We start from the raw sequence: 22,007 nt of genomic DNA, 5'->3' as shown, positions 1-22,007 counted from the left end.
GCGTTCAGTTCGGTTCCGAATACTGGCAGACACGGGCGCCGAGGTCGCCGGTTTGTCGTCAGCACCGAGCACCGACAGCGCCCCGGTGGTTCGGATCTTATCGTGTGGCGCCTTCGGTTACAGGGGCACTCCGAGGGTGCCCCGCGGCCGGGGTGTGCGCATCGGGTACCTGCCGAGGTGGTGGGCCCTGCGTCAGGACCTCGGCGGAGGGGAGCCGTCCCATGTGCTGGACGAGGAACAGGGTGGCCGCCACGATGATCGCCGACGCGGTTCCGGCGATCAGGTCCGTCATGGTGTCGAAGTTGGTGCTCTGGGCGGCGGTGCCGAGTACAGCATCGGAGGCGAACTCCGCAATCTCCCACAGCAAGGCGACGAAACCGCTGAAGGCGACGATCATCACCGCCGCAAGCCAGGGCGGGATCGAGAATCCGTAGCGGCGGCCGGTGACGCCCAGCGCAAAAACGATCCCGAGCGCGACGACGAATCCCGAGTAGAAGTGCACGACCGTGTCCCACAGTGTCCATACGGCGTAGAAACCCAGTTGGCTTCCCAGGTACGGGCCACCGACCAGCAACACGGCGTACAGCCCTTGTAGGCGTGCGGGGATCTCAACGCGCGCCCACCGCTCCAGGAGCAGAACCGGGAACGAGGCCAGTAGCAGTGCGACGGGGATGACGGCTGCCGTGGACTCGCCGCGAATGAGCGCGCTGAGTGCGGAGAGTGCGAAGAGGGCTTCGGCCGCGATCAGTGGGGCGTGGCGCCTGAGTGCGTCGCTGGACGTCACCGTTTCTTGTATTTCGTTGCTTTCACTCATTCAGTCAACCTTCACAAAATTTCGGGGAGCGATTTGGGTGCAGTGCGGAAAGCACGCAGTGCCCTCCAGCGAGGACAGCAGTTCGAGGGCACGAGACACAGGGCGGCAATACGGCCGCGACATGGCAGCGCACACGGGGCAACGGCCGGCCTCAGTAGCGCCCGGCCGCCAGCATGTCGGGTGTCAGGTCCCCGAGGCCCTTTTTCCTAGGAAGGAATCTCCTATTGCAAGGCAACGGATATGGGGGAGTATTGCGTCGCGAGTCGAAGACGCCCGGAAGTCTCGGGCCGGGGTGGTGTTCAGGGGTTGGGGGTTCTTTTCGGATTATGGGCTGGAGGAATGTCGTTGGGGGCTGCCGCGGTGCTTTGGAAGAGCCGGGGCGTGGAGGCGGAGAGTTCGTTGGCGAAGCGGACCAGCATGGCTCCGAGGATTTCCCTGTCTTCCGGTGACCAGCTGGAGAGTATTTCATCGAACGCTGCCGCGCCGGCGGCGCCGATCTGCTGTTGCAGTTTAATTCCGGCGGCGGATGTCTGTAGGAGGGTTGCCCGCCGGTCGGCGGGGTCCGGCCGGCGGTCGATTAGTTCCCTGGCTTCGAGGCGGCGGATTTGCGGGGTCATGGTGGATTTGTTCACTCCCCACTGTGCGGCCAGGTCGGATAGCCGCATCGGGCCGTTCCTGGTCAGGTATTCCAGCAGCGCCGTGTCGGTGGGCGAGAGGTCCTCGGCTTCGGGGCCGAAGACGTATCGGCGGATCTTTTTCCTGCTGGCCCATTGGAGCAGCAGGGCGAAGCCGTGGCGGACCTGCACCCCCGGTGTGGGCTGCTCACCGCCCGTCTCGACGACTTTGGGAGAATCTGGCATGAGACCAACCTAGCAAAAACAGTTCGGTTCGGCTAACCGAACTGTTTTTGCTAGGCCTGGGCTGTCGGGGATTGCGCCGCTGTTCCACCCTCGTCCGTCGTCGCTCGACGGGGTCACAGCCGCCGGTGCCTCCTGCCTGAGCAGCAACTTCAATCACTCGAGCACCAGTATCTGGCCGGGGCGTCGCCCAGCCCGACTGGACAGGCTCCTCGCCGGATCTGCACCATCGAAAATATGGATGATTATCTCTACCTGATCCAGCCGGCGACAGTAGTGCTGATCGCCGTTGCCGCAGCACTGGTGATCACGGCGCTCCTGCGGGTTGCAGTGAACCAGCTCTTCCGGCGTGTGCCGAACATCCGGGATGTCTCGGCCCGCGGGCGCAGCCCCTTCCGGGTGGCGCTGGCGGTCATCGGAATCCGGGTGGGCCTGCGTATCACTTCCGCCGATGAGCCGTGGCACACCGCCGCGGACTTCGTCCTGATCGTGGTGCTCATAGCTGCGCTGGCCTGGTTCGCCGTCGTCGTACTCCTAGTCATTGAGGCGGCCATCCTGGCCAAGTACCGCACGGACACCAAGGACAACCGACGGCTGCGCCGGCTCAAGACGCAGGTGATCCTGGGGCGCCGTGTGGCAGTGGCGCTGATCGTGACGATCGCGGTCGCTTGTGTGCTGTTGACCATTCCCCAGGTCCGGGCCCTCGGTGCCGGTATCCTGGCCTCCGCCGGCGTCCTGTCCGTGGTCGCCGGCCTTGCGGTGCAGAGCTCCCTGACCAACGTCTTTGCCGGCATGCAGCTGGCCTTCACGGATGCCATCCGAGTGGATGACGTCGTAGTAGTCGAGAACCAGTGGGGCACGGTGGAGGAAATCACGATGACCTACGTGGTGGTCCACATTTGGGATGACCGGCGGCTGATCCTGCCCTCTACCTACTTCACCGGCACCCCCTTCGAGAACTGGACCCGCCGGACCGCCGCCCTGCTGGGAACGGTGGAGCTGGACGTGGACTGGCGGGTTCCCCTGGACGAGCTGCGCGAGCACCTCAAGGCCGTGGTGGAGGCGGCCGAAATCTGGGACGGACGCACCGCCATCCTGCAGGTCACCGACGCCGTCAACTCACTGGTCCGCGTGCGCATCCTGGTCAGTGCCGTGGACAGCGGCACACTGTTCGACCTTCGCTGCCTCGTGCGTGAATCTATGGTTACCTTCCTGCAGCGCGAATACCCGCAGGCGCTGCCCCGGCAGCGGTGGGAAGCCGTCGGCCCGGTGAACAGCGGCGAGACCTCCGTCGTTGGCCGCCGTCGTCCCGCGGCCGCGGCGATGACCGGCGCGGGCGACGCCCAGCTGTTCACCGGCTCCATCGACGCCATCGAGCGCAACCAGGCGTTCGCCGGCCCCGGGGACGAGGCCTACGAGGAACGCGAGCGAAAGGCGAACCAGGGCGGGTAGGCGCGCAGCCTCGTGGCAGCTCCTGTGGGTGCGTCTGGACTGTCCGGCGCTGGGGCTCCACTCGGCTGAGTCTGCGCACGTCCGCGGTGCCCCGACTGCATGTTCGCGTCGCTCGGCGACTCTAGTGTCTAGGACGCGGCGCCTCTCAGCACTGAACGTGGGCGTCCGCCAGTCCAAGCGCCTCGTCAAGGATGGTCAGGCTGACTGACTAGGGTGGAGATGTTCATCGGCGGGCCACGTGGGTGCGGTTGAGTTGGCGGACGGAAGCAACCGGCGCTTATTGCGCGACCAACTCATCCATCGGTGGCGAAAAGCCCGAAGAACTTCCAGGTGGTTTTCGGCACTGGGAGTGCCGTGGCCACCAGCAGGACAAGCATCAGATCAACGATCCCAATTTCCGGCGGTTCGGCCCGGCTGAGGAGGTTACAGGCATCGTTGAGGCAGTTTCCAAGGACGGTATCCCTGCGGGACCGTACGCGTCGTCCTTTGCAGCCGCAGCACGATCGAGGCCGCCAGTACTACCGGGTCCACCGAGAGGTGCGGCATCGAGCCGTGGGTTGGATGTACAAGCTGGATAAGCAGCAGCGGGCGACCGAGAGTCGGACGGTGTCCCAGGCCAGGAAAATAAGGAGGCGTGGGGCTGTGACGCAGGCCAGCACTCTTCCGCCGTGCAAGCCGGATTTGGGGGGACATACCCGTGATGCGGCGGGAGTCGCACAGCTACGCCTCCCCGTCACAGGAGTCGCAGTTGCACGGCAACTTTCGGGACCACTGGAGAATGCACACCTCGCATCGCTGACCACGCCATAGCGCGCCCTTAAATGGCCTCAAGAGCAAAGAAGCTAATTCGTTGGTGCTCGGCGCGCCGGGGCGGAGCAACTGCGACCCAGCGCGCTCAGCTGTCCTTCCGCCACATGACGCTGGTTCCACGCGCGACGGCGGCTCCGTGGGCGGCCTGCCCCTCGGGAATTTCCACTTGGTGCACCCCCGTCGCTGCGAGCCAAATCGAATCGGTTCGTCATACTCTCCGCTGAGGGTTGCTGTTAAATCAGTCCCTGTCGGCATCACTGTGAGGAATCCATCGAGCATGAGTCGACCCACCCGGATCATTACCCGCTCTCGTGGACGTTCGATGGGTCGCAAAGGGGTCTCGCTGAAGATGAGGTTCGCAAACATCGTCGATGTCACCATTCGCTACCCCCATGATCGAACTTCCACGGTGGGTGGTCTGAAAATCTCATTCAGTGTGATTGGGGCCCCTGTCTCTGACGCAGCTAGAGCGCTCAAACTGCAGACCAAGATGCGCCCCGGAGGCATTCTCGAGATATTTCACAATGGTCATCGAGCGGACAAGATACAGCCGGATTCCAATGGATCCGGCGAACCTGCTGGGGACCCGTATACGGAGGAACTCGTGGACGATCTCCTGGCTCTTCAGGGGCAATTAGAAACGTCATTCACTGTTCCTGAAGAGATGACCACGTCTAGTGCGGTTCATCCGTGAAGGCGGAACGTTCGCTAGCCGCCCGGACGCATTTGCTCTCGACATCCAAGGCAGCAGGTACAACTAGGGCCCGCCACACTTTTCCACCGGAACCTTAGAGTTGTCGATGCGTCAAAGGTGATTGCGGCTCTCGAACGAGACAGCAAAGATCCCATATCAATTCGAATGAGGCCGGAGGGCCCCGAGCCAGTACAAGTCTGGCGTGGTACAGCCACCGATTTCATACCGGAGTTCCGACCGTGGAATCTCAGCAACTTTGAGTCAGCCCCCAAGTGATCTCAAAGGACGCGGAGGGAGTCTCTTAGAACAGAGCCAGGGCTGAAAGATTACGCTTTCCCCTTAGCGCTGTCGTGCCTGACGCAGGTAACCGTCTACCTTCCCGTCGAATCGACCTTGGGAGTAGCCTGCTTCGTCTATGAAGTTGAACGTGACCGTCTCTTTGGGGTCGACGGTAAGAGCTGGAGCGACCATGCTAAGAGGTTCCGTTGCCTTCGGGGGGAGGGGTTGCACCCAGGAGGGTCCCTTACGGACGAAGGTAGCGGCACTCGCAGGAACGTCTATAGGGTCGAACGATCCCCAATCGAGGGTATCTCTCACACGATCTGCGATTTCTCGATCACTGTCACCGAATGTGAACGAGACTTGCGTATGAATAGGTTCTATCTTCATCGCATCAGGGTGTTTCGGCGTGTAGGTCTCGATGTACTCGCCGTCCTGCATGCTGAAGTTCGTGGTCCAGTAGAGGCTGCGCCCTGCGGCAATTTCTGACAACGCCACAACGCGCTGCGATAGATCTTTACCACCGACGAGAGCAGCTTTCTCCAGTGCCATCCCAGTAAGAACTTCTTCAAGTTCATTTCTCAGGCAGGCCCGTTCGATGTCTTGATGTTCTGCCAGCTCGTCGTCGAAGACGGCCTGCCCCCAAATGCTAACCTCAACATCCTTACCGTGCGCTAAACGCTCAAGGTATTCGAGTTCCTCGATCCTTCCATTCGGTGGCATGACGAGGATCCATGCAGTCGGTGAATAGTTGTCCCAAGCCCTGTTGAAGGACTTCTTTATCTGCTCACGTCTCCCAACGAACGCGCCACTGGCTCCTCCCAAAAAATGTTTGAGCTGAAAGATTTTTTCTGCTTCACGTGTTTCGTTCCACACCACGACGTCGATGCCTTTGTCTCCGCCTGCTCCGCGAATTACGTCAACGGCGAAGGGGGGGCGGTCATACATACAGTCGTCGCAATAGAGCCTCGACAACACGGTTGAAATCAGGTTCTTTAATGGTCTCCCAGTCAATACGGCTGCGGTGCAGAGAGTTACTCCGCTTCATTCCAACCCACCGGCTCTCTGGTTGTCGATTTGTATATACAAGATTGCTCTTAAGGCGCCAAAAGTAGTTGTTTCTTGTGCCGGCAAGCCATTTCTGCGGCCGGCGAAGCAACCATTTGCGAGTCGGTGGAGTGTTCTCCTGTCGATAATCGGGCGTATCCGACAGATGCCATTACTCAAGCGTACGCAAACCTACCCGATGAAACAGGTATTTTGGACAGGAAATAAAGACACTTTTAGCGACAGTCCCCACCGGTGCCACCAGCCTCCTTGCACTGGACACTTAAACTGCCCGGAGCTTCCGGGCGGCATTGACCATGCCGGATGTGTCCGCGAGGTCGGTGTACGCGGCCCGGTTCACCGCCGTATCGTGTCCAAAGAAGGCCGCCCGGACCACCTCAGGCACCTGATCGAGCAGCAGCGAGTTAAGCGTCGCGCGCCAGACGTGCGTCCTCGCCGTACTCAGAAGCTCGATATTGAGCGACTCGCCCAGCTCAATGTAGAGAGGCGTGGTGGCCTTCTGGCAGTTGTCGCGGTCCCAGGCCATCATCTGGTTCGTCGGCGCACCAATGACGTGTGCCGAATCGTTTACCGCTGCGTTCCGCCGTGCCAGCAGGCGCTCAGCGACCCGAGGGTCCAGGACGGGCACACGGCGAGGCCTATGCGTCTTGGAGACGGACTTCGTCACGGTCACGTGGAGCGTGTCGTCGTCGGTGTCGATGTGCTGCCAGGTAAGCGCATTGGCTGGTTCCAAATCCCGAGCAGCAGCACCAGTATCCCGGCGATTGATACAAGAGCAGAAGGAGTGGGTGGATCGGCCTGCACTGTGGGCGCTGATGTTTGCGCGGGTGGCGGTGTAGATGGGGCAGACCTCGGAGGGGCGGCTTGGGGCGTTGGCTCGTCCGCGGGTTGGGACGAAGGGCGATAGACCTCTCCGAGGTCAATGGGCTCGTGCCATGAACCGAGTCCAAAAACCTTCTCCCACAAGAGAATTCGCATGCGGTGAGCATCGGGCCCGAACGGGTCCATGGACAGCAAATCTACAGTCTGATTGATTTCCCAACTCGCCTGCTGCCGCTCAAGAACCGTGCGAGGGACACTCTGTGATCTTTTGTGCTCTGGAATGTAAGCGGCTTGTCCCAAACAGAACGCTTCCGCGGGAGTGAACCCGACGTGAAGCAGCCTTAAAATCATGCCCTTCACGGCACCGTCCATGAATGCCACGCACACCGAAAACTTTTCCGTTAGAAGCTTCCAGCGTGACGCGTGCTGGACGCAGAAATATTCCATATGAACCGGCGTGCTGGCAGGAGGGAAATGGGTGATTACGATCCCTTCTCCTCGTCTGCAGCTACTGTCGAGGGCTGGGGCCGGGCGGGCTCCAGGACCGTTGCTTCCCTCCAGATGGCATCGAGCCGCTGGCGTATAGCTGCACTGCCTTCGGCCTCGATCTTGGTCAGGACAGAGAAATTGTTCCGCAGGCCGTTCAAACTCACGCCAAGCATCCAAATGGCGTCTCCCTCGTCTGGGACTATGAAACGGTCGTGCAGGGCGCCGATATACCGAACGCATACTTCGGGCTCATGTCCCAGAGCCTTGGCATAGGTAGCTTTAGCCTTCACACTAACCTTGCGGCGCCCGTCTTCGAACGCTTTCTCAGACGTGAGGATTCGCGTTACCTGAGTGGTCGTCACGACTTCCATGAACTGGTCAAGTCTCAAATACGGGTCTACGAGAAGTGATGGCCCAAGGTCGTTGAAACGGCCAAGGAGTCGTTCATATGCAAAGGGGTCTTCAGGGCTGAGAACCACTTCAGCGAAGTCTTGAGTCTCGTTTTCTAGTTTTGGACTGCTCAGGGCCGACACAAGGGCGAGCTACACCTGCGTCAAACGGAGATTATCGTAAGGCCCTTCGAGCCAGCCGAGGCGCTGTCCGTAGTCGCTGAAAGTCTCGCTATAGCTAGCAAAAACGCTGTCATCCATCGATTCACGGAGCGAACTCCGCCATGTGCTGCGCTTGATCTCCGGCCGCATGTAAAAGGCGTCGAGATGCGGACTTGGAATTCCGAGGCCCCTTGAGTGCAGGAGCGCGAGATAAGCAAGGGTGCGATGCACTGCCTCGGGAATTACCTCCATGGACGGCTCACCTTTCGTTCATGGTTGCGGAGAGGGGCTTCTGCTAGTCGAGCCAACCGCGATCAGCGGCATCCACACAGACCGGCGTCTGAGCTGCCCCGGAAACCGAGCAACGGGTGAACAGCAGCAAGGCATCAACAGCGTCTTGGCGCGTGACCCCAACCATGGTCGGCTTCTTGCGCGCCGCGTCCAGCCACGCCTGTGCATCCTCGCAAGCGCTGAGCGGAGGCAGTTCGATGGCGTTGAACGTGTCCGCCGGAACGTTCGGGTTGCTGGCATTCAGTCGGTCGTAGGCGTCACTGGCCGCCTCCAGAGCATCGAAACAGGCGTCGCGCTCCAGCAAGCTATCAACTATCCGGTCAGTCTCAGCGTCAGCGGCAGCCTGGCTAACGGGCGTCGGACGGTTCAGCGAAGAGCCGATCATTAACGCCGCGAAGCCAAGCACCAGCACTCCAAGAATCGCGCTCAGGACTTTGTAATAGGTTTTTCCCCCCCATCCGCACAGCCTAAGTCGATTGAACGATTCAAACGTACTATCGCGACGGCGTCGGAGGGGACGTCACAATGCCGTGTTACCGGCATTTCTCCAGTAGTGCGTCACACCCTCGAGTTCTTAGCAGCCGTCGCGCGGTCCGAACGCAAGTTGCGTCGCGGGAACGACGGGAATCAGAAACACTCATAACTTCAAATAGCGGAGGTTCTCTCTGTATAGCTGATTAGATTGGGTTTGGAATTGGCGTCGCCGCGCCAAAAGCACATGAGAAACGAAGGCGACACTCGGCCGCCTGGGCGAAGAAAACTAGACCAAAAGATACAAGTAACGTTGGGGAACAGATTGGCAAAGAAGCAGTTCTTGGCGATCGTGCATGACGCCGAAGAAAAATTGATCGGGCAAGGCGAGACCAAGACGCTGGCCAGGGTCCGCACCATCGAGATCATGGACAGCGCTGGCAGGACCGTGAAGACGTTGGAGAGTGCTGACAGCGACGCCGACACCCACGAGAAGATCACCAAGGCCGGCTACATCATCGGAACAGCCGAGGGCGAAAAGATACACCTCACTGAACGGCCAATGACAGGCGGTGAGCGCACCGCAGTAGGGTGCTTCGTTGCGATCCTCGCTGTGATAGTGCTTCTTTTTGTGAGCTGCCAAGTTGCCATCAACTCGCCCAACGAAGCTGACGAAATCGACGCCCGGGTCGCCTGTCACGGCTTTGTGAAGCAGAAGCTAAAGTCACCCTCCTCCGCAAAGTTCAGCTCGGAATCCGAATCCGGTTCAGGAAGCAGTTGGCGTGCCAGCGGCACTGTCGACTCAGAGAACTCCTTCGGCGCGATGATGCGCTCTTGGGGGCTCCAACTCCAACGGCCGGCTCCAAAGTTTCGACCACGCCATATCGTTATTCTCTGTATCTTCGGTGCCGAGTGATGACCGTGTTGCTCTGCTGCAGGGGCCATCATCAAACTGGGAGTCATGGCAGACTAATGCGCTCCGGGATGTCAGTGAAGTCCGCGACGAATTGAGCATCATGGCGCTTGTCGAAGATCTTGAAAGCCGTGACGCGGCGTAACAAGGTAAGCCGCAACATCCGGGTGTACTCAGACAGCGCGTTGTTGATGCCCGGCTGAGGGGTGGGCGTCCTCCGAGGGAGCTGTGCGCTCGTTGGTGGTCGTGGCGCCCGTCAGGAGCGACAGTATTGCAACCACGCTGGCCGGCTCCATCGTCCAGCGTCGTTCCGAAGAGACTAAGGCGGATACGCGGGCCGGTTCGTTTCCCCTCCTTCCGAAAGCCGTTGAGCAGCGCCGGTCCGCTTTCGGGATTAAGGGGGCCGCGGATGTCTCGATGGCAACGGTCTCGATCATTTGCGTTGTGGGCGCCCCGGTCAAAGCCTGGGATATGAGACTCCCCTCCCAGAGGTCTGTTTGTAGCAAGAACAAAAATTTTGAGGCCTCTTGCGTATCGAAATCGAGGTCCACGAGCACATGGTTGTTCTCATTCAGGCCCCGGGATATTTTGTAGGACCTGACACACGAAGGCCCGCGGCCCAGCAGATCCCTGTCGAACGCCATTCTCCACATCCGGAAGTCTCTAACAGCGGCGCGTCGAGCAGGAACTGGCCAGGGCCAAGGAGAAGCTGGAGAAGGAGCGCAGCCACTACCAGTCCACCCTGGCCGCCCTGGAAGCAAAAGGCGACGCCGAGGGTGCCGTGCGGGTGCGTACGCTGATCGCGGACGCCGAGAAGGCCATCTCCGAAGTCGACTACAGGGCCGCGAACATCCGGGCCGCCTATGTTTACGTGATCTCCAACGTTGGCGCCTGTGGCGAAAACATGGTGAAGATCGGCATGACTCGTCGGCTCGAACCCATGGACCGAGTCCGAGGACTCGGTGATGCCTCGGTACCCTTCACCTTTGACGTCCACGCCCTGTTCTTCGCGGAAGACGCCGTCGGGGTCGAAGCGGTGCTGCATCCCACCTTTGCCGAACAGCGGGTCAACAAGATCAACACCCGGCGCGAATTCTTCTACGTCAAGCCCGCCGAGGTACTCGAGGTGCTCAAGGAGCACCGGGTCGAGGTCGTGGAATTCACCAGCGAGTACGTGGCCGAGGAATACCACCTCAGCCGCGGCGACGTCGATGAAAAGGTCTAGAAAAGGAGTCCATGACTCGCCTTACCGAAAGCACCGGCGCCACAAGTCCAGTGGGCAAGGAAATGCCCGCCGTGATGTCTCGTTCGCCCGGCTCGAGCGAGACAAGCTGGCCGAGCGAACTCGGGCGGCTTGGCCGTAGCCGCCCGGCCGCGGCCTTTTGCGGCTATGGAGCATGGCGAGCCGCGGCATTGACAGTATGTGCAGGTGCGGGATGGACCGCTTTACATCACGTCTAGCGGTTATGGCGATTTTCTACTGAAGAATAACGCTAATGAACCTTGCAGGGCGACAGGTTGATCGTCCAACTTCGCGCAATGCTCACGACTTTAGACTCAGAACCCCGATTTAGGTCGGTACAATCAGCGCAGCAACCAATATTGTAACTAGAAATTGCTGGCCGGTTACGGTTGGCGAGCTCCGCCACTCGAATCCCGACCATCCTTCAAAGGGAATCCCAAAGCCACGTAGGCCTAATCACTGAAGTATTCCAACGATCAAACCTAATATATCGAGGGAGCAAGGATGCATACCAGACACCGTATTCGACACAATAGAGGTTTGGCGATCCTCGGTGCCACAGCAGTCTGCACGATTATGCTGGCGACCGGATGTGTCCCGCAGGAAGCTGGCAGCAGCGCTATTGAAGGCATCGATCCTGGTGTCACTGAGGCTTTGATGAGTGAAGGCCTAATTGAATTTGCCGACAACCTGTACATGGAAAGCTCTGTTCAAGCGCATCTAATGGCGCATGTCGTGAATGAGCTTGGGGGAGAAGCGAAGGTTATTCAAGGAGGAGAGGCCGAGACGATGGCGGCCATGGCTAAAGGGCAGCCCATTGTTGCGCTGGATATCTGGAGGTGGCAATTCCCAGATATCTGGCAAAAATACGTTGAAGATGAGGCGACGGTCGTAGAAATTGGCACCTCAGACTATGCGGGTGAAGAAGGCTGGTATGTCCCCACCTATGTCATCGAGGGAGATCCTGAGCGTGGTATTGAAGCTTCCTGCCCGGGTCTTCCGGATTGGGAGGCACTGAACGATTGTGTTGACGTTTTTCGCACCGCGAAGACCGGGACGAAGGGACAGTACATGTCCGGAGCGGAGTCTTGGGCATTCGCTTACGGAGACCCCCAGCGCATAGAAAATCTGGCACTTGACTATGAGATGGTATTCGCTGGATCTGAAGCCGCACTCTTCGCGGAGCTTACTCGAGCATACGAGCAGGGCAAGCCGTGGCTTGGGCTCATGTGGCGCCCCAACTACATGACCCACAAATACGACCTCACTCGAGTGGAGTTCCCTGAGCACACGGATGAATGTTGGGGAACAACGTATGCCTGCCAGTGGCCTAAAACTGACATTTACCAGATCGCCTCATCCGTTGTCGAAACTGAACACCCTGCGCTTTGGGGAATCCTAAAGAACTACAGTTTGAATAATGAGCAGTTGCATCAGTTGCAGTCCCTGGTGGTGGATGAAGGAATGTCGCCGGCAGAGGCGGCAGACGCCTGGATGAATGACAATCGTGAAGTGTGGATGGAATGGATCTAAGAGACCACACGATGTCCGGGGCTTCCCAGACGCCGCAAGCGACAAAATCGATTGAACAAAATAGCTCCTCTCAACATGCGAGGCGTTCAACTGAAGGACGTCGCAACCTCAGCGGAGGTACCGTCGCAAAGCCAAAACCTCAAAAAAAAGGGCAAGGCTTCAAGTGGCAGTCATGGCACGTGATTGCCGCTGTCTTAGCGCTCACGGCGATCTCAGCCCTCGCAGGGGGGCCGAGTAGCTTCCCGGCGTTACTTAGGATCCCCGTTGGTAGTGAATTCGAGCGCGCTTTCACTGCTTACGCGGAGAACGCGCCCTGGACCTATGAGCCATTCGCAAACTTCATGAACATGGCGTACGAGGAGTTGCTAAATGGCTTGGTGGGTGTCTCTCCACCGGTGTTCGTAGCCGGGGTCGTCTTGCTGCTGGGATACTTTCGAGGCATCAACTTGGCGGTGCTCGCTCTCGCTACATTTGCGTGGGTGGTTCTGACAGGTCTTTGGGCCGAGACGATCCAGACTGTGGCATTCATGCTCGTGGGTGTTGGCGTTGCGTTTGTTCTCGGAATTGTTCTGGGGCTTTTCGGAGCAATAGGATCGAAGGCCAACGCGGCAGTTCGACTATTGCTTGACGCCATGCAAGCGTTCCCCGCATTCGCTTACTTTGTACCGGTCGTGTTTTTGTTCGGGATGAGTAGTACCGCGGCCCTGGTGGTGACTGTGATTTGGGCATTGCCCCCGCTCGCGCGAATGACGAGCGTGGGTCTTCGAAATGTTTCTCCAGAGGTCGTGGAAGCGGCTATTTCATTCGGGGCGAATCGATGGCAGATCCTCTCTGATGTGAAGATCCCGATGGCGGCGCCGAGTATCCGTGCAGGCACCAACCAGCTAATTATGTACGCAATCGCAATGGCGACGATGGCCGCAATGATTGGAGCTGCTGGCTTGGGAGCGCCGGTGTGGAGCGGATTGAGCCGGTTGGCATTCGGGGATGCTTTGGAGGGCGGCATCGCGCTCGTGCTGTTGGCAATTTTAGTAGACAGAGCGACCTCACCGCGGCAAAGGCCCCTAAAACCCAGGCATTTTACGCACAAGGCTTCCAGCGGGACACGTCGGTTTCAGCGGTTCCTCCGATTGCCGTTCGGCACTCCGCACATTTGCTTGCTTGCATTTCTAGCAGTATTGACGGCTACTCAGATGTTCCGTGGTCCCTGGCAGAACTTCGCAAAACCCCCTTGGGGGACTCCACTGCGTTTGAGAGAGCCGGTGGATGCCGCGGTGCAATGGCTGACCAGAGTTTGGGGCCCGATGCTTGATTCGATTGGTGATGCGATTCAGCTCTATGGCCTCAACACATTGGGAGGATTTTTCGGGGCCATCCCATGGGCTGCCGTTGTTGTATGCACGATGCTAGTTGGAACCATCCTCAATGGAAAATTCCAGGGGCTGCTTCTAGCCGTAGGAGTGGTGCTCATCGGATGCCTTGGCATGTGGAATTCTACTGCGGAGACTCTGGCGGTGGTGACCACGGCTGTCGGACTGGTGATTCTAGTAGGGTTCCCCGTTGGGCTCCTGATGGGGACCAGTAACGCGGTGGCCGCCGTCATGCGTCCAGTACTGGATGTGTGGCAAACGCTGCCCGTATATCTTCTAGTGATCCCCGCGGTTATGGTTCTCGGGACTGGTGAAGTCGCGGCAGTATTCGCAACGTTCGTCGCCGCGGCACCACCCATGATCCGATTCACCGACGCCGCCTTACGGGGTGTAGATGCTGAAGTAGTTGAGGCTGCACTCATTTTTGGGGCTAGACCGGGACAAATCATGCGACAGATTCGAATCCCGATGGGACTGAAAACGATCATGGTCGGTCTCAACCAGACGTTGCTAATGGCTCTTGCGATGGCAGTGGTGAGCGCGATGATCGGTGCACCGGGCCTTGGCGGCGACATTCTCATGTCTGTGCAACGGGCCAATCTGTCACTAGGAATTGAGGCAGGACTCGCGATGTTCCTCCTGGGCGTTATCTTGGATCGACTGTTCGATGGAGCAACCCGACTTGTGGCTTCCACAAGACACACGTCGGTCACTGCTGGAAAGGTTGCATAATGACGCAAAACAATTCTCAAGAGCTCGACGAGGCTGCTAATGGATCGGCTATCGCTGTTAGAAGTCTATGGAAGGTTTACGGGCAACACCCAAAGCGCCTCCTCGATGAAATTAAATCCGGCCGAAGCGCTATGTCCGTCGAGAGGCATACGTTGGCCGTGCGAGACTTATCTTTTGACGTATCGCCGGGTGAAACTTTCGTGGTCATGGGGCTGTCGGGCAGTGGAAAATCTACGCTCGTCCGATGCCTAACCCGACTTGTGGAGCCGACGGCAGGTTCAGTGGTGATGGACGGCGTCGAAATCCTGACTCTGCCGCCAAAGCAGTTGGCGGAAATGCGCCGTAAGAACTGGGCAATGGTGTTCCAACATTTCGGCCTGCTGCCCCACCGACGCGTGTTGGACAACGTTGCGTACAGTCTTGAAATTAGTGGTGTGCCCCGTGAAGTCCGTAATGCGCGCGCGACAGAAATGATCGAATTGGTCGGTCTGGGAAATGTGGGGCATAAGTTCCCGCACGAGCTCAGTGGAGGTATGCGACAGCGCGTTGGACTAGCACGTGCGTTGGCGGTAAGCCCGCGATTGCTCCTGCTCGACGAACCGTTTAGCGCCCTTGACCCACTTATCCGCACGGACCTGCAGGATGAACTCCTGAGACTGGCTAAAGACCTCAAACAGACGTCGATTTTCATTACTCATGATTTGGCGGAGGCGTTGAAAGTGGGGGACCGAATCGCGATTATGCGGGACGGTGAACTGGTGCAAATCGGTACTCCGGCGGATATTGTTCTCAATCCCGCCGATGACTACGTTCGCAGGTTTGCTGTCGAGGCCCCTCGAGCAAAGCTAATTCGAGCGGGAGCAATCGCGACCCCAGCGGTATCGGCCAGCCCTTCGGACCACCCGGCTGACGTAATTGCCAAGTTGAAGCGAGCACAAAGCGAAGTTGCTGTCGTCCAGCCAGGAGACGGAAATAGATCTTATCTAGTCACGGAACGACAGCTGCTACGCCGTCAGACAGATGGCTTGCGGCTTGAGGATCTTGCTCAAGGTATTTACGCAACTGTGGATGAAGACGTGAAACTAAATTTCGTGATGGAAAAGCTGGTTGAAACCGGCAATCCGGTGGTTGTCCGAGCTAACTCAGGTCAGACCTTGGGATATGCGGATGAGACTGCGGTGGTAAAAGCTCTCGCGACCCCGCCGGCAGCGGTGTAACGGTCAAATTGGTGTTGGGGGTGAAGGGCGACAAGGCAAGACGGCCTGATAACTCCGTGTGCCCGCCCGCCAAGGGCAGCTTCACCGGGACATTGGCCGGTGCAATGCCGCTCATGCCAGCATGTCCAAGAGTAAGGGTGCTCGGCGGCACGTGGAGGTACACACCACGGACAGACCTATAAGTCTGGTGTGAGCATTGGTGCTCCGAAATCCGATGGTTGGTCGCGCCGCGCCAACACTTGACGGCAGATGCGATTACGCAAATCGCTGCAGGCCGTTGTATTGCAACTTCTCATTTAACGCAGAAGGACAGTTATGCCTACACACCTCACACATTGGGGCGCCTTTGAGGCCGATTCAGACGGGCACGCGCTGACGTCGGTGCGTCCGTGGAGCAAAGACCCGGATCCAAACCACATCTACAGGAACGTCGCCAGCTCCCAACACCACCCGGCACGCCTGCTGCGGCCCGCGGTCCGGGAAGGCTGGCTGCGGGACGGACCAGGCGGACGGGGCCGAGGAGACGAGCCATTCGTCGAGGTCAGCTGGGAACGTGCCCTCAGCTTAGTCGCGAGCGAACTTGAACGGGTTTATCGCGAGCGTGGCTCCGCTGCAGTCTACGGCGCCTCCTACGGGTGGGGGAGCGCTGGCCGATTCCACCACGCGCAAAGCCAGATCCATCGCTTTCTCAATGTACTAGGAGGATATGTGGCTGGCCGGGGCGATTACAGCTACGGGTGTTCCGATGTCCTTTTGCCTCATGTAATCGGCAAGACTCCGGGTGACATCACGGCCGAAGCTACTTCTTGGGCGGTCCTAGAGGCGGAGACGGATCTTGTTGTAGCGTTCGGGGGGCTATCGGAGAAAAATTCCTCCTCCGGACCAGGCGGCATCAGCAGGCATCTGGGACGGGCGGCAATCGTCCGGGCCCGAGAAAGGGGCTGCGAATTCGTCTCCGTCAGCCCCATCGCCGATGACACCTTTCCAGAAGCTGATGCTGAATGGATAAGCTTGCGGCCGGGGACCGACGCGGCACTCATGCTTGCCTTAGCATTCGCCCTTGACGCAGAACAACGGGTCGATCATGATTTCCTGGAGCGTTACACAACCGGCTATGGCGTTTTTCGAGATTATCTCTATGGCTACCGGGATGGGCAGCAGAAATCACCAGAGTGGGCGGCGGGCATCACAGGAATCCGTGCAGAGACCATTCGAAAGCTGGCTCGAAAAATGTCCGGGCGGCGAACCATGATCAACCTCAGCTGGTCTTTACAACGGCAGCAGCATGGGGAGCAGCCAATTTGGCTCGGGATCACGCTAGCTGCCATGCTCGGCCAAATAGGCTTGGCGGGCGGCGGATTCTCCCACGGTTACGGCTGTACCGCCGACATAGGGATGCCCCGCCGGGTCACGAGCGCACCATCGTTTCCACAGGGGAGGAACCGTGAGCGGGCCTTTATCCCAATGGCCCGTATTGCAGACATGCTCCTGCAGCCAGGTGAAGAGTACGACTTCAACGGACAGCGTCTCAAGTACCCAAATATTGAGCTGGTGTACTGGTGCGGTGGTAACCCTTTCCACCACGCCCAGAACCTGGCACGGCTCCGCCAGGCTTTCAAAGCACCCAAAACTGTGGTGGTGCATGAGCAGTTTTGGACTGCCACCGCACGACATGCGGACATCGTCCTGCCAGCCACTATGACAATTGAAAGGGACGACTTCGGCGCCGGGCGGAACGACCCGACATTCCTTCCCATGCCTGCGCTTACCGTGCCAGCCGGCGAAGCCCGCGATGACTACTCCATTTTCTCGGATTTGGCATGGCGACTCGGCCACGGCCAGGAGTTCACGGAAGGTCGCAGTGTGAACCAGTGGCTGGTTCACCTTTACGACCGCTGGCGTGCCCGCTTGAGCGAGGCAGACCACGACGTTGTGGACTTTGAGACTTTTTGGGCGGGTGACGGCATCCGGATTCCGGTGACCGATCCGGAACAGGTTCTGATGCGTGATTTTCGGGAGGATCCGTTGGGGAGTCCGCTGGACACCGCCAGCGGTAGGATCGAAATCCGCTCAGCGACAATTGCAGGCTTTGGCTACCCTGATTGCCCTGGACATCCGGTGTGGCTCGAACCCGACGAGTGGAGCGCTAATTCGGCCTCACAGTACCCGCTCCACCTTGTGGCTAACCAGCCCAAAACCCGACTGCATAGCCAACTCGACGTCGGCGCCTACAGCCAGGAGAGCAAAGTACAAGGGCGGGAGCCGGTACGTATGCATCCCCTCGATGCTGCAGCGCGCGGACTCATGGACGGAGACGTCGTGCGCATTTATAACAATCGAGGCAGTTGTTTGGCCGGCTTGGTCGTCTCCGAGGCGGTGCGGGCCGGAGTGATCCAACTGTCGACGGGCGCTTGGTATGACCCGGATCCCGAGGATCCAACACACTGCCGGCATGGCAACCCCAATGTCCTGGTTGCGGACCGGCCCACGTCCCGCCTCAGTCAGGCTACGACCGGCCAGCACGCCCTCACCGAGGTAGAGAAGTTCAGAGGTGATCCCCCTGAATTAACTGTCCTTGGCCCCCCTGAAATTGTTCCGAGCTCTGCCGCAGGTAACAACAGGATCTCACTCAATTGAATCTGGTAGGCGCATGTCGACCTCGCCGAGTTTGATGGTGCGCGAATGGTTAGCAAGGCAGGCGGTTGACGGTCGAGTCTGCGGGTGTTCCTGTTAGGGAGTGTTTCGACCTAGTAGGCGGGGCCCGACCGACCGAGGAACTGGCATCGGTCCTTCGGGACGAACCCGATATGCACGCGCACGTTGCGTAGCAGATACATGACCGCCGCGAAAGCGCCGTGACCCGGAAAAGACAGTGCTCCGGTGTGGATGCGTCTTCGGCCTTGGCCATAACGATCTCCTTCTTTCACGGGCCGGGCGCGCCGCCCCCGAAAGGCACGGTACTCGGACCTTGGCCGACGCATGTTGGAGCGGGAAGCCTAGTTCCGATACTTGGCTATCTCTCAACCTCGCCTGCTTGAGCCTCTGGCCACGAGACCCGAGTGTGCGTGCCAGCTCCGCAACGACGTTGACACAAGCAATGGGGGAATAGGAAAAGCTTGCCTGGATCGTCAGATTCCGTCGACCCGCAGCTTTACGTGAGTGGTGTCCGAACGTGCCGGTTCGAGGAAACCTCGTTAGTTCCAAGGGCGGAGGCATAAAAACCCGCGTCTTATCAAGGACCCTGCTACCTGGGAGCGTTGGGCAGAAACATCTCGCTGATTGGTCTTGTCCCTTCGTCCAAATCGCTCTCCATACGATCGAGGTGGTCTAGAGTCAAAACACGCGATAGCTTCAGTTCGGCGGTGAAACCGATCTCGATACCGGCTCGATCGACCGCGTCCTGTAGCCCTTCCAGCGCGATGTCGCGGAGTCCGACGATGAGTCGCCCGAACTGGATTGCGCGTTAACTACAGCATTTTCATGGGGAGGGGAGACAAGGGGCAGTGGTCGCACTGAAGTGCCGGCAGCTGCTTCACTTCGTTGCGCGGTCGATTGTCAAAGTCTTCGTATCAGCCATATCGGCTCCTTAGGATATGTAGCTCAAAGTCTTTGGGCCCACTGTGCTGGGTTGGGGTGGGTTTTGCGACGGAGATATTACGAAATGGGAGAGGGGCCACTCGTGGACCTTTGGGGTGTCCTGGTTCAGCTGCTAATACAGCGGCAAGAACTAATTGCCTGGTCCGTCTCCCTGGCCTGCCCGCGGGAGAGTTGATCTCAGGACATGCTTTCAGGTGCAAGGCGTTCATAGGCCATGCCGGGAGGCAGTTGGCTGCAGTGCTCCAAAGTATAGGTCCAAGGACCGTGCCAAGTGATGAGAAGACCACAGCATTGAGCTCTTGCCAGTTCTGACCATAGATGCACAAGGTCTTCGTTCGACGGAGGATCCCCATACCGGTACTCGATACATCTTGTGCCGGCCGACTCATAATCGACTTCAAGAGCTTGGCGTTCAAAAGGGCGATGGGGTTTCACACTGTGACCTTCAAGCCAAAGGTTTGAATGCAAATGTAGTGCCATCTCGGCGCTTTGCTTTCTATTAGGAGGATCGAATGCCTTCCCTCCGGGGGGGCCTCTATGGTTTTCGTCAAGCGGCGGGGGCGAGGGGTGCAGGCTTCGGGTCTTGATAAAGGGTGCTGTCGCGGAGCATTGCGAAGAGGGCGTCCGAGCGGCGGCGGGCGAGGGCGATGATGGCTTGGTTGTGGCGTTTGCCTTCGGCTCGTTTGCGGTCGTAGTAGGCGCGGGAGGGCGGATGGTGCAGTGCGGCGAAGGCGGAGAGGAACAGGGCGCGTTTGAGTTTCTTGTTGCCTCGCCGGCTGGTGTGCTCGCCGCGGATTGAGGTCCGGAGCGGCGGGTGACGGGCGCGATGCCGGCAAGAGAGGCCAAGTGTCCGGCGTCTTTGAAGTCTTTGCTGACGACTTCGGTCAGGATGCGGGCGCAGGTCCTGACGCCGATGCCGGGCATCGAGGTCAGGACCTGGTGAAGAGGGTGGGCCTCTACGAGTGCTTCGACCTGGGCGGCGACTCGCCGCGTCGCCGGCATCGGTCTTGGCCTGCCCCGGGCGAAGGTCCGCGATCCGGCGCATCGCCAGGCCAAGCAGATAACCGACCGTTGCGCCCATGTCCCTTGCAACGGCCACGGGCAGCGCGCCGATCGTAGCAGGCTGGTCGACGACGAGCAGGACCTTGTCGTGCCGTCCAAGGTCGGTGAGGATTTCGCGCAGTCTGGCTTCATCGTTGGGCAGGGTTTTGTCGTATAGCCGTTTGCCGGATCGGTCCAGGGCGACGGCGTGGTGATCGGATTTTCCGACGTCCAGGCCGACGAAAACGTCGATGTCCTGCTGGTCAAGAATCACTGCGTACCGCCTTCCGAAGAGCCGCCTTCTGCTGCCTGTGCCGGCCTGACCATGGCGGCAGTCGTCGGCATCCACGTTACGAATGACCCCGCAAGCCGTGCCTCTATCAGCGATCAACTCCCGCCGGGCCGATCCCGGTGGCAACACCCCTGATCATCAAACGACTGGGGGCAACAACCATACCGGGACCGGCCGGCCAGGAAACCCTAAATCCTGCAACGGGAACGGGCTACGAAAAAGGTAACGGGGGGCACACGATCCATCAAAGAGTAACGAGTTCCTGCCAGTCAACGAGATTGTGCCCATGCGCGTCACTGACAGACGGGTGCGTAACCCTTCCTGCCGCAACGTTCAGGCCGGCACGCAGCGCGGGGTGCCGGTCAAGTGCGCCCTTAACCCCGTGGTTGGCCAGCGCTACGGCATACGGAAGGGTAACGTTGGTCAGCGCGTAGGTGGAGGTGTTGGGCACGGCACCGGGCATGTTGGCTACGCAGTAGAAGATGGTGTTGTGGACCTGGTAGGTAGGTTGCTGATGGGTGGTGGGGCGGGTGTCCTCGAAGCAGCCGCCCTGGTCCACGGCGATGTCCACCAGAACAGAGCCTGTCTTCATGCGGGACACGAGCTCGTTGGTGACGAGCTTGGGCGCTTTGGCACCGGGAATGAGGACCGAACCAATGACAAGATCGGCATCGACTACGGCCTTCTCAATTTCGTAACTGTTGGAGGCGACGGTCTTGAGCCGGCCCTGGTACTGAGCATCGAGTTCGCGCAGGCGGTTGATGTTGATGTCCAGGATAGTGACGTCGGCGCCGAGCCCCAACGCCATGGCCGCGGCATTGGTGCCCGCGACTCCTGCGCCCAGGACCACCACCTTGGCGGGCCGGACGCCGGGTACGCCGCCCAGCAGTACGCCTTTACCCCCGAGCGGCGCCATTAGCGAGGAGGCGCCCACCTGGATCGATAGCCGCCCTGCAACTTCGGACATGGGCGCCAGCAGCGGGAGCACGCGGCCTTCCTGGACAGTCTCATAGGCGATGGCTGTAATTCCGGATGCTATGAGTGCCTGAGTAAGTTCGGGTTCGGCTGCAAGGTGAAGATAGGTGAAAAGGAGCAAGCCCTCACGGAAATGACGGTATTCAGTAGCGATGGGCTCCTTTACCTTCATTACCATGTCCGCCCGCGCCCACGCCTCATCAGCAGTTCCCACGATTTCAGCACCCGACAGCGCGTACTCTTGGTCGCTTATGCCCGAGCCGGTACCGGCGCCAGCTTCCACGAGCACGTCGTGGCCACTTGTTCTGAGCTCATGCACACCGGCGGCGGTGATAGCAACGCGGAACTCGTTGTTCTTTACTTCCTTGGGAACCGAGATGATCATGTCGAGGCTTTCTGTAAGGATTGGCGCTTGTGACGACTAGGATGACAGAAAGTTGCAAAGAATCACCTTGAATCTGCAGAAACTGCATAGAATTGAGGAAAAATGGCCAAG

14 protein-coding genes and 1 pseudogene are annotated in these 22,007 nt (G+C 59.2%); 7 read left to right on the top strand and 8 right to left on the bottom strand.

Annotated features, from left to right (window positions below; genetic code table 11):
- Positions 1 to 97: 97 nt before the first annotated feature.
- Both AC5RVZ_RS08060 and AC5RVZ_RS08055 read right to left on the bottom strand, forming a co-directional pair.
- Complete coding sequence (locus AC5RVZ_RS08060; protein ID WP_494065237.1) at positions 98 to 814, bottom strand: DUF2238 domain-containing protein; 717 nt, start codon at positions 812 to 814, stop codon at positions 98 to 100.
- Between the two features lie 299 nt (positions 815 to 1,113).
- Complete coding sequence (locus AC5RVZ_RS08055; RefSeq protein ID WP_494065236.1) at positions 1,114 to 1,674, bottom strand: MarR family winged helix-turn-helix transcriptional regulator; 561 nt, start codon at positions 1,672 to 1,674, stop codon at positions 1,114 to 1,116.
- Positions 1,675 to 1,908: 234 nt separating this feature from the next.
- Here AC5RVZ_RS08055 and AC5RVZ_RS08050 point away from each other — a divergent pair, with 234 nt between their 5' ends.
- Complete coding sequence (locus AC5RVZ_RS08050) at positions 1,909 to 3,123, top strand: mechanosensitive ion channel family protein (RefSeq protein WP_494065235.1); 1,215 nt, start codon at positions 1,909 to 1,911, stop codon at positions 3,121 to 3,123.
- A gap of 1,843 nt (positions 3,124 to 4,966) precedes the next feature.
- Here the strand turns inward: AC5RVZ_RS08050 and AC5RVZ_RS08045 are convergent.
- The 4 genes from AC5RVZ_RS08045 to AC5RVZ_RS08030 form a co-directional block, all read right to left on the bottom strand.
- Entirely contained in the window at positions 4,967 to 5,785 is an 819-nt protein-coding gene (locus AC5RVZ_RS08045; protein WP_494065234.1) for a hypothetical protein, read from the bottom strand.
- A 451-nt stretch (positions 5,786 to 6,236) separates the two neighbouring features.
- A complete protein-coding gene (locus AC5RVZ_RS08040) occupies positions 6,237 to 6,707 on the bottom strand; it encodes a site-specific integrase (protein WP_494065233.1) in 471 nt (156 codons plus the stop codon).
- Between the two features lie 571 nt (positions 6,708 to 7,278).
- A complete protein-coding gene (locus tag AC5RVZ_RS08035; protein ID WP_494065232.1) occupies positions 7,279 to 7,764 on the bottom strand; it encodes a hypothetical protein in 486 nt (161 codons plus the stop codon).
- A 367-nt stretch (positions 7,765 to 8,131) separates the two neighbouring features.
- A complete protein-coding gene (locus AC5RVZ_RS08030; protein WP_494065231.1) occupies positions 8,132 to 8,533 on the bottom strand; it encodes a hypothetical protein in 402 nt (133 codons plus the stop codon).
- A gap of 408 nt (positions 8,534 to 8,941) precedes the next feature.
- On the opposite strand from AC5RVZ_RS08030, the gene AC5RVZ_RS08025 reads away from it, so the two are divergent.
- The 6 genes from AC5RVZ_RS08025 (at position 8,942) to AC5RVZ_RS08000 (ending at position 18,243) form a co-directional block, all read left to right on the top strand.
- Positions 8,942 to 9,514: a hypothetical protein gene (locus tag AC5RVZ_RS08025; protein WP_494065230.1), complete on the top strand. Its 573-nt coding sequence runs from the start codon at positions 8,942 to 8,944 to the stop codon at positions 9,512 to 9,514.
- A gap of 784 nt (positions 9,515 to 10,298) precedes the next feature.
- Positions 10,299 to 10,736, top strand: coding sequence for a GIY-YIG nuclease family protein (locus tag AC5RVZ_RS08020; protein WP_494065229.1), 438 nt, complete (start codon positions 10,299 to 10,301; stop codon positions 10,734 to 10,736).
- A 558-nt stretch (positions 10,737 to 11,294) separates the two neighbouring features.
- Positions 11,295 to 12,287 carry a glycine betaine ABC transporter substrate-binding protein gene (locus AC5RVZ_RS08015; protein WP_494065228.1) on the top strand — a complete coding sequence of 331 codons (993 nt, stop codon included), beginning with the start codon at positions 11,295 to 11,297 and terminating at the stop codon, positions 12,285 to 12,287.
- On the top strand, positions 12,278 to 14,389 hold the full coding sequence (locus AC5RVZ_RS08010; protein ID WP_494065511.1) for an ABC transporter permease: 2,112 nt from the start codon (positions 12,278 to 12,280) through the stop codon (positions 14,387 to 14,389). Before AC5RVZ_RS08015 ends, AC5RVZ_RS08010 begins: the two co-directional genes overlap by 10 nt.
- The gene (locus tag AC5RVZ_RS08005) at positions 14,389 to 15,606 is read left to right on the top strand and encodes a quaternary amine ABC transporter ATP-binding protein (RefSeq protein WP_494065227.1); all 1,218 of its coding nucleotides are present in this window, start codon (positions 14,389 to 14,391) and stop codon (positions 15,604 to 15,606) included. The genes AC5RVZ_RS08010 and AC5RVZ_RS08005 overlap by 1 nt, the downstream gene beginning before the upstream one ends.
- Positions 15,607 to 15,921: 315 nt before the next feature.
- The gene (locus tag AC5RVZ_RS08000) at positions 15,922 to 18,243 is read left to right on the top strand and encodes a molybdopterin-dependent oxidoreductase (protein ID WP_494065226.1); all 2,322 of its coding nucleotides are present in this window, start codon (positions 15,922 to 15,924) and stop codon (positions 18,241 to 18,243) included.
- A gap of 1,507 nt (positions 18,244 to 19,750) precedes the next feature.
- On the opposite strand, the pseudogene AC5RVZ_RS07995 reads toward AC5RVZ_RS08000, so the two are convergent.
- Together AC5RVZ_RS07995 and ald are read right to left on the bottom strand one after the other, a co-directional pair.
- Positions 19,751 to 20,515 (bottom strand): annotated as a pseudogene (locus tag AC5RVZ_RS07995) (IS110 family transposase).
- A gap of 265 nt (positions 20,516 to 20,780) precedes the next feature.
- Positions 20,781 to 21,896 carry an alanine dehydrogenase gene (gene ald, locus AC5RVZ_RS07990; protein WP_494065225.1) on the bottom strand — a complete coding sequence of 372 codons (1,116 nt, stop codon included), beginning with the start codon at positions 21,894 to 21,896 and terminating at the stop codon, positions 20,781 to 20,783.
- Between the last annotated feature and the right edge of the window lie 111 nt (positions 21,897 to 22,007).

Source organism: Arthrobacter sp. Cza30 (genome assembly GCF_059090765.1).
This window is presented reverse-complemented; position numbering and strand designations above follow the sequence as displayed.

Bases quoted from the DNA above. Each gene is read 5' to 3' on its own strand.
- AC5RVZ_RS08005 (WP_494065227.1), top strand. From the start codon at position 14,389: ATGACGCAAAACAATTCTCAAGAGCTCGACGAGGCTGCTAATGGATCG.
- ald (WP_494065225.1), bottom strand. From the start codon at position 21,896: ATGATCATCTCGGTTCCCAAGGAAGTAAAGAACAACGAGTTCCGCGTT.
- AC5RVZ_RS08060 (WP_494065237.1), bottom strand. From the start codon at position 814: ATGAGTGAAAGCAACGAAATACAAGAAACGGTGACGTCCAGCGACGCA.
- AC5RVZ_RS08010 (WP_494065511.1), top strand. From the start codon at position 12,278: ATGGATCTAAGAGACCACACGATGTCCGGGGCTTCCCAGACGCCGCAA.
- AC5RVZ_RS08000 (WP_494065226.1), top strand. From the start codon at position 15,922: ATGCCTACACACCTCACACATTGGGGCGCCTTTGAGGCCGATTCAGAC.
- AC5RVZ_RS08055 (WP_494065236.1), bottom strand. From the start codon at position 1,674: ATGCCAGATTCTCCCAAAGTCGTCGAGACGGGCGGTGAGCAGCCCACA.
- AC5RVZ_RS08050 (WP_494065235.1), top strand. From the start codon at position 1,909: ATGGATGATTATCTCTACCTGATCCAGCCGGCGACAGTAGTGCTGATC.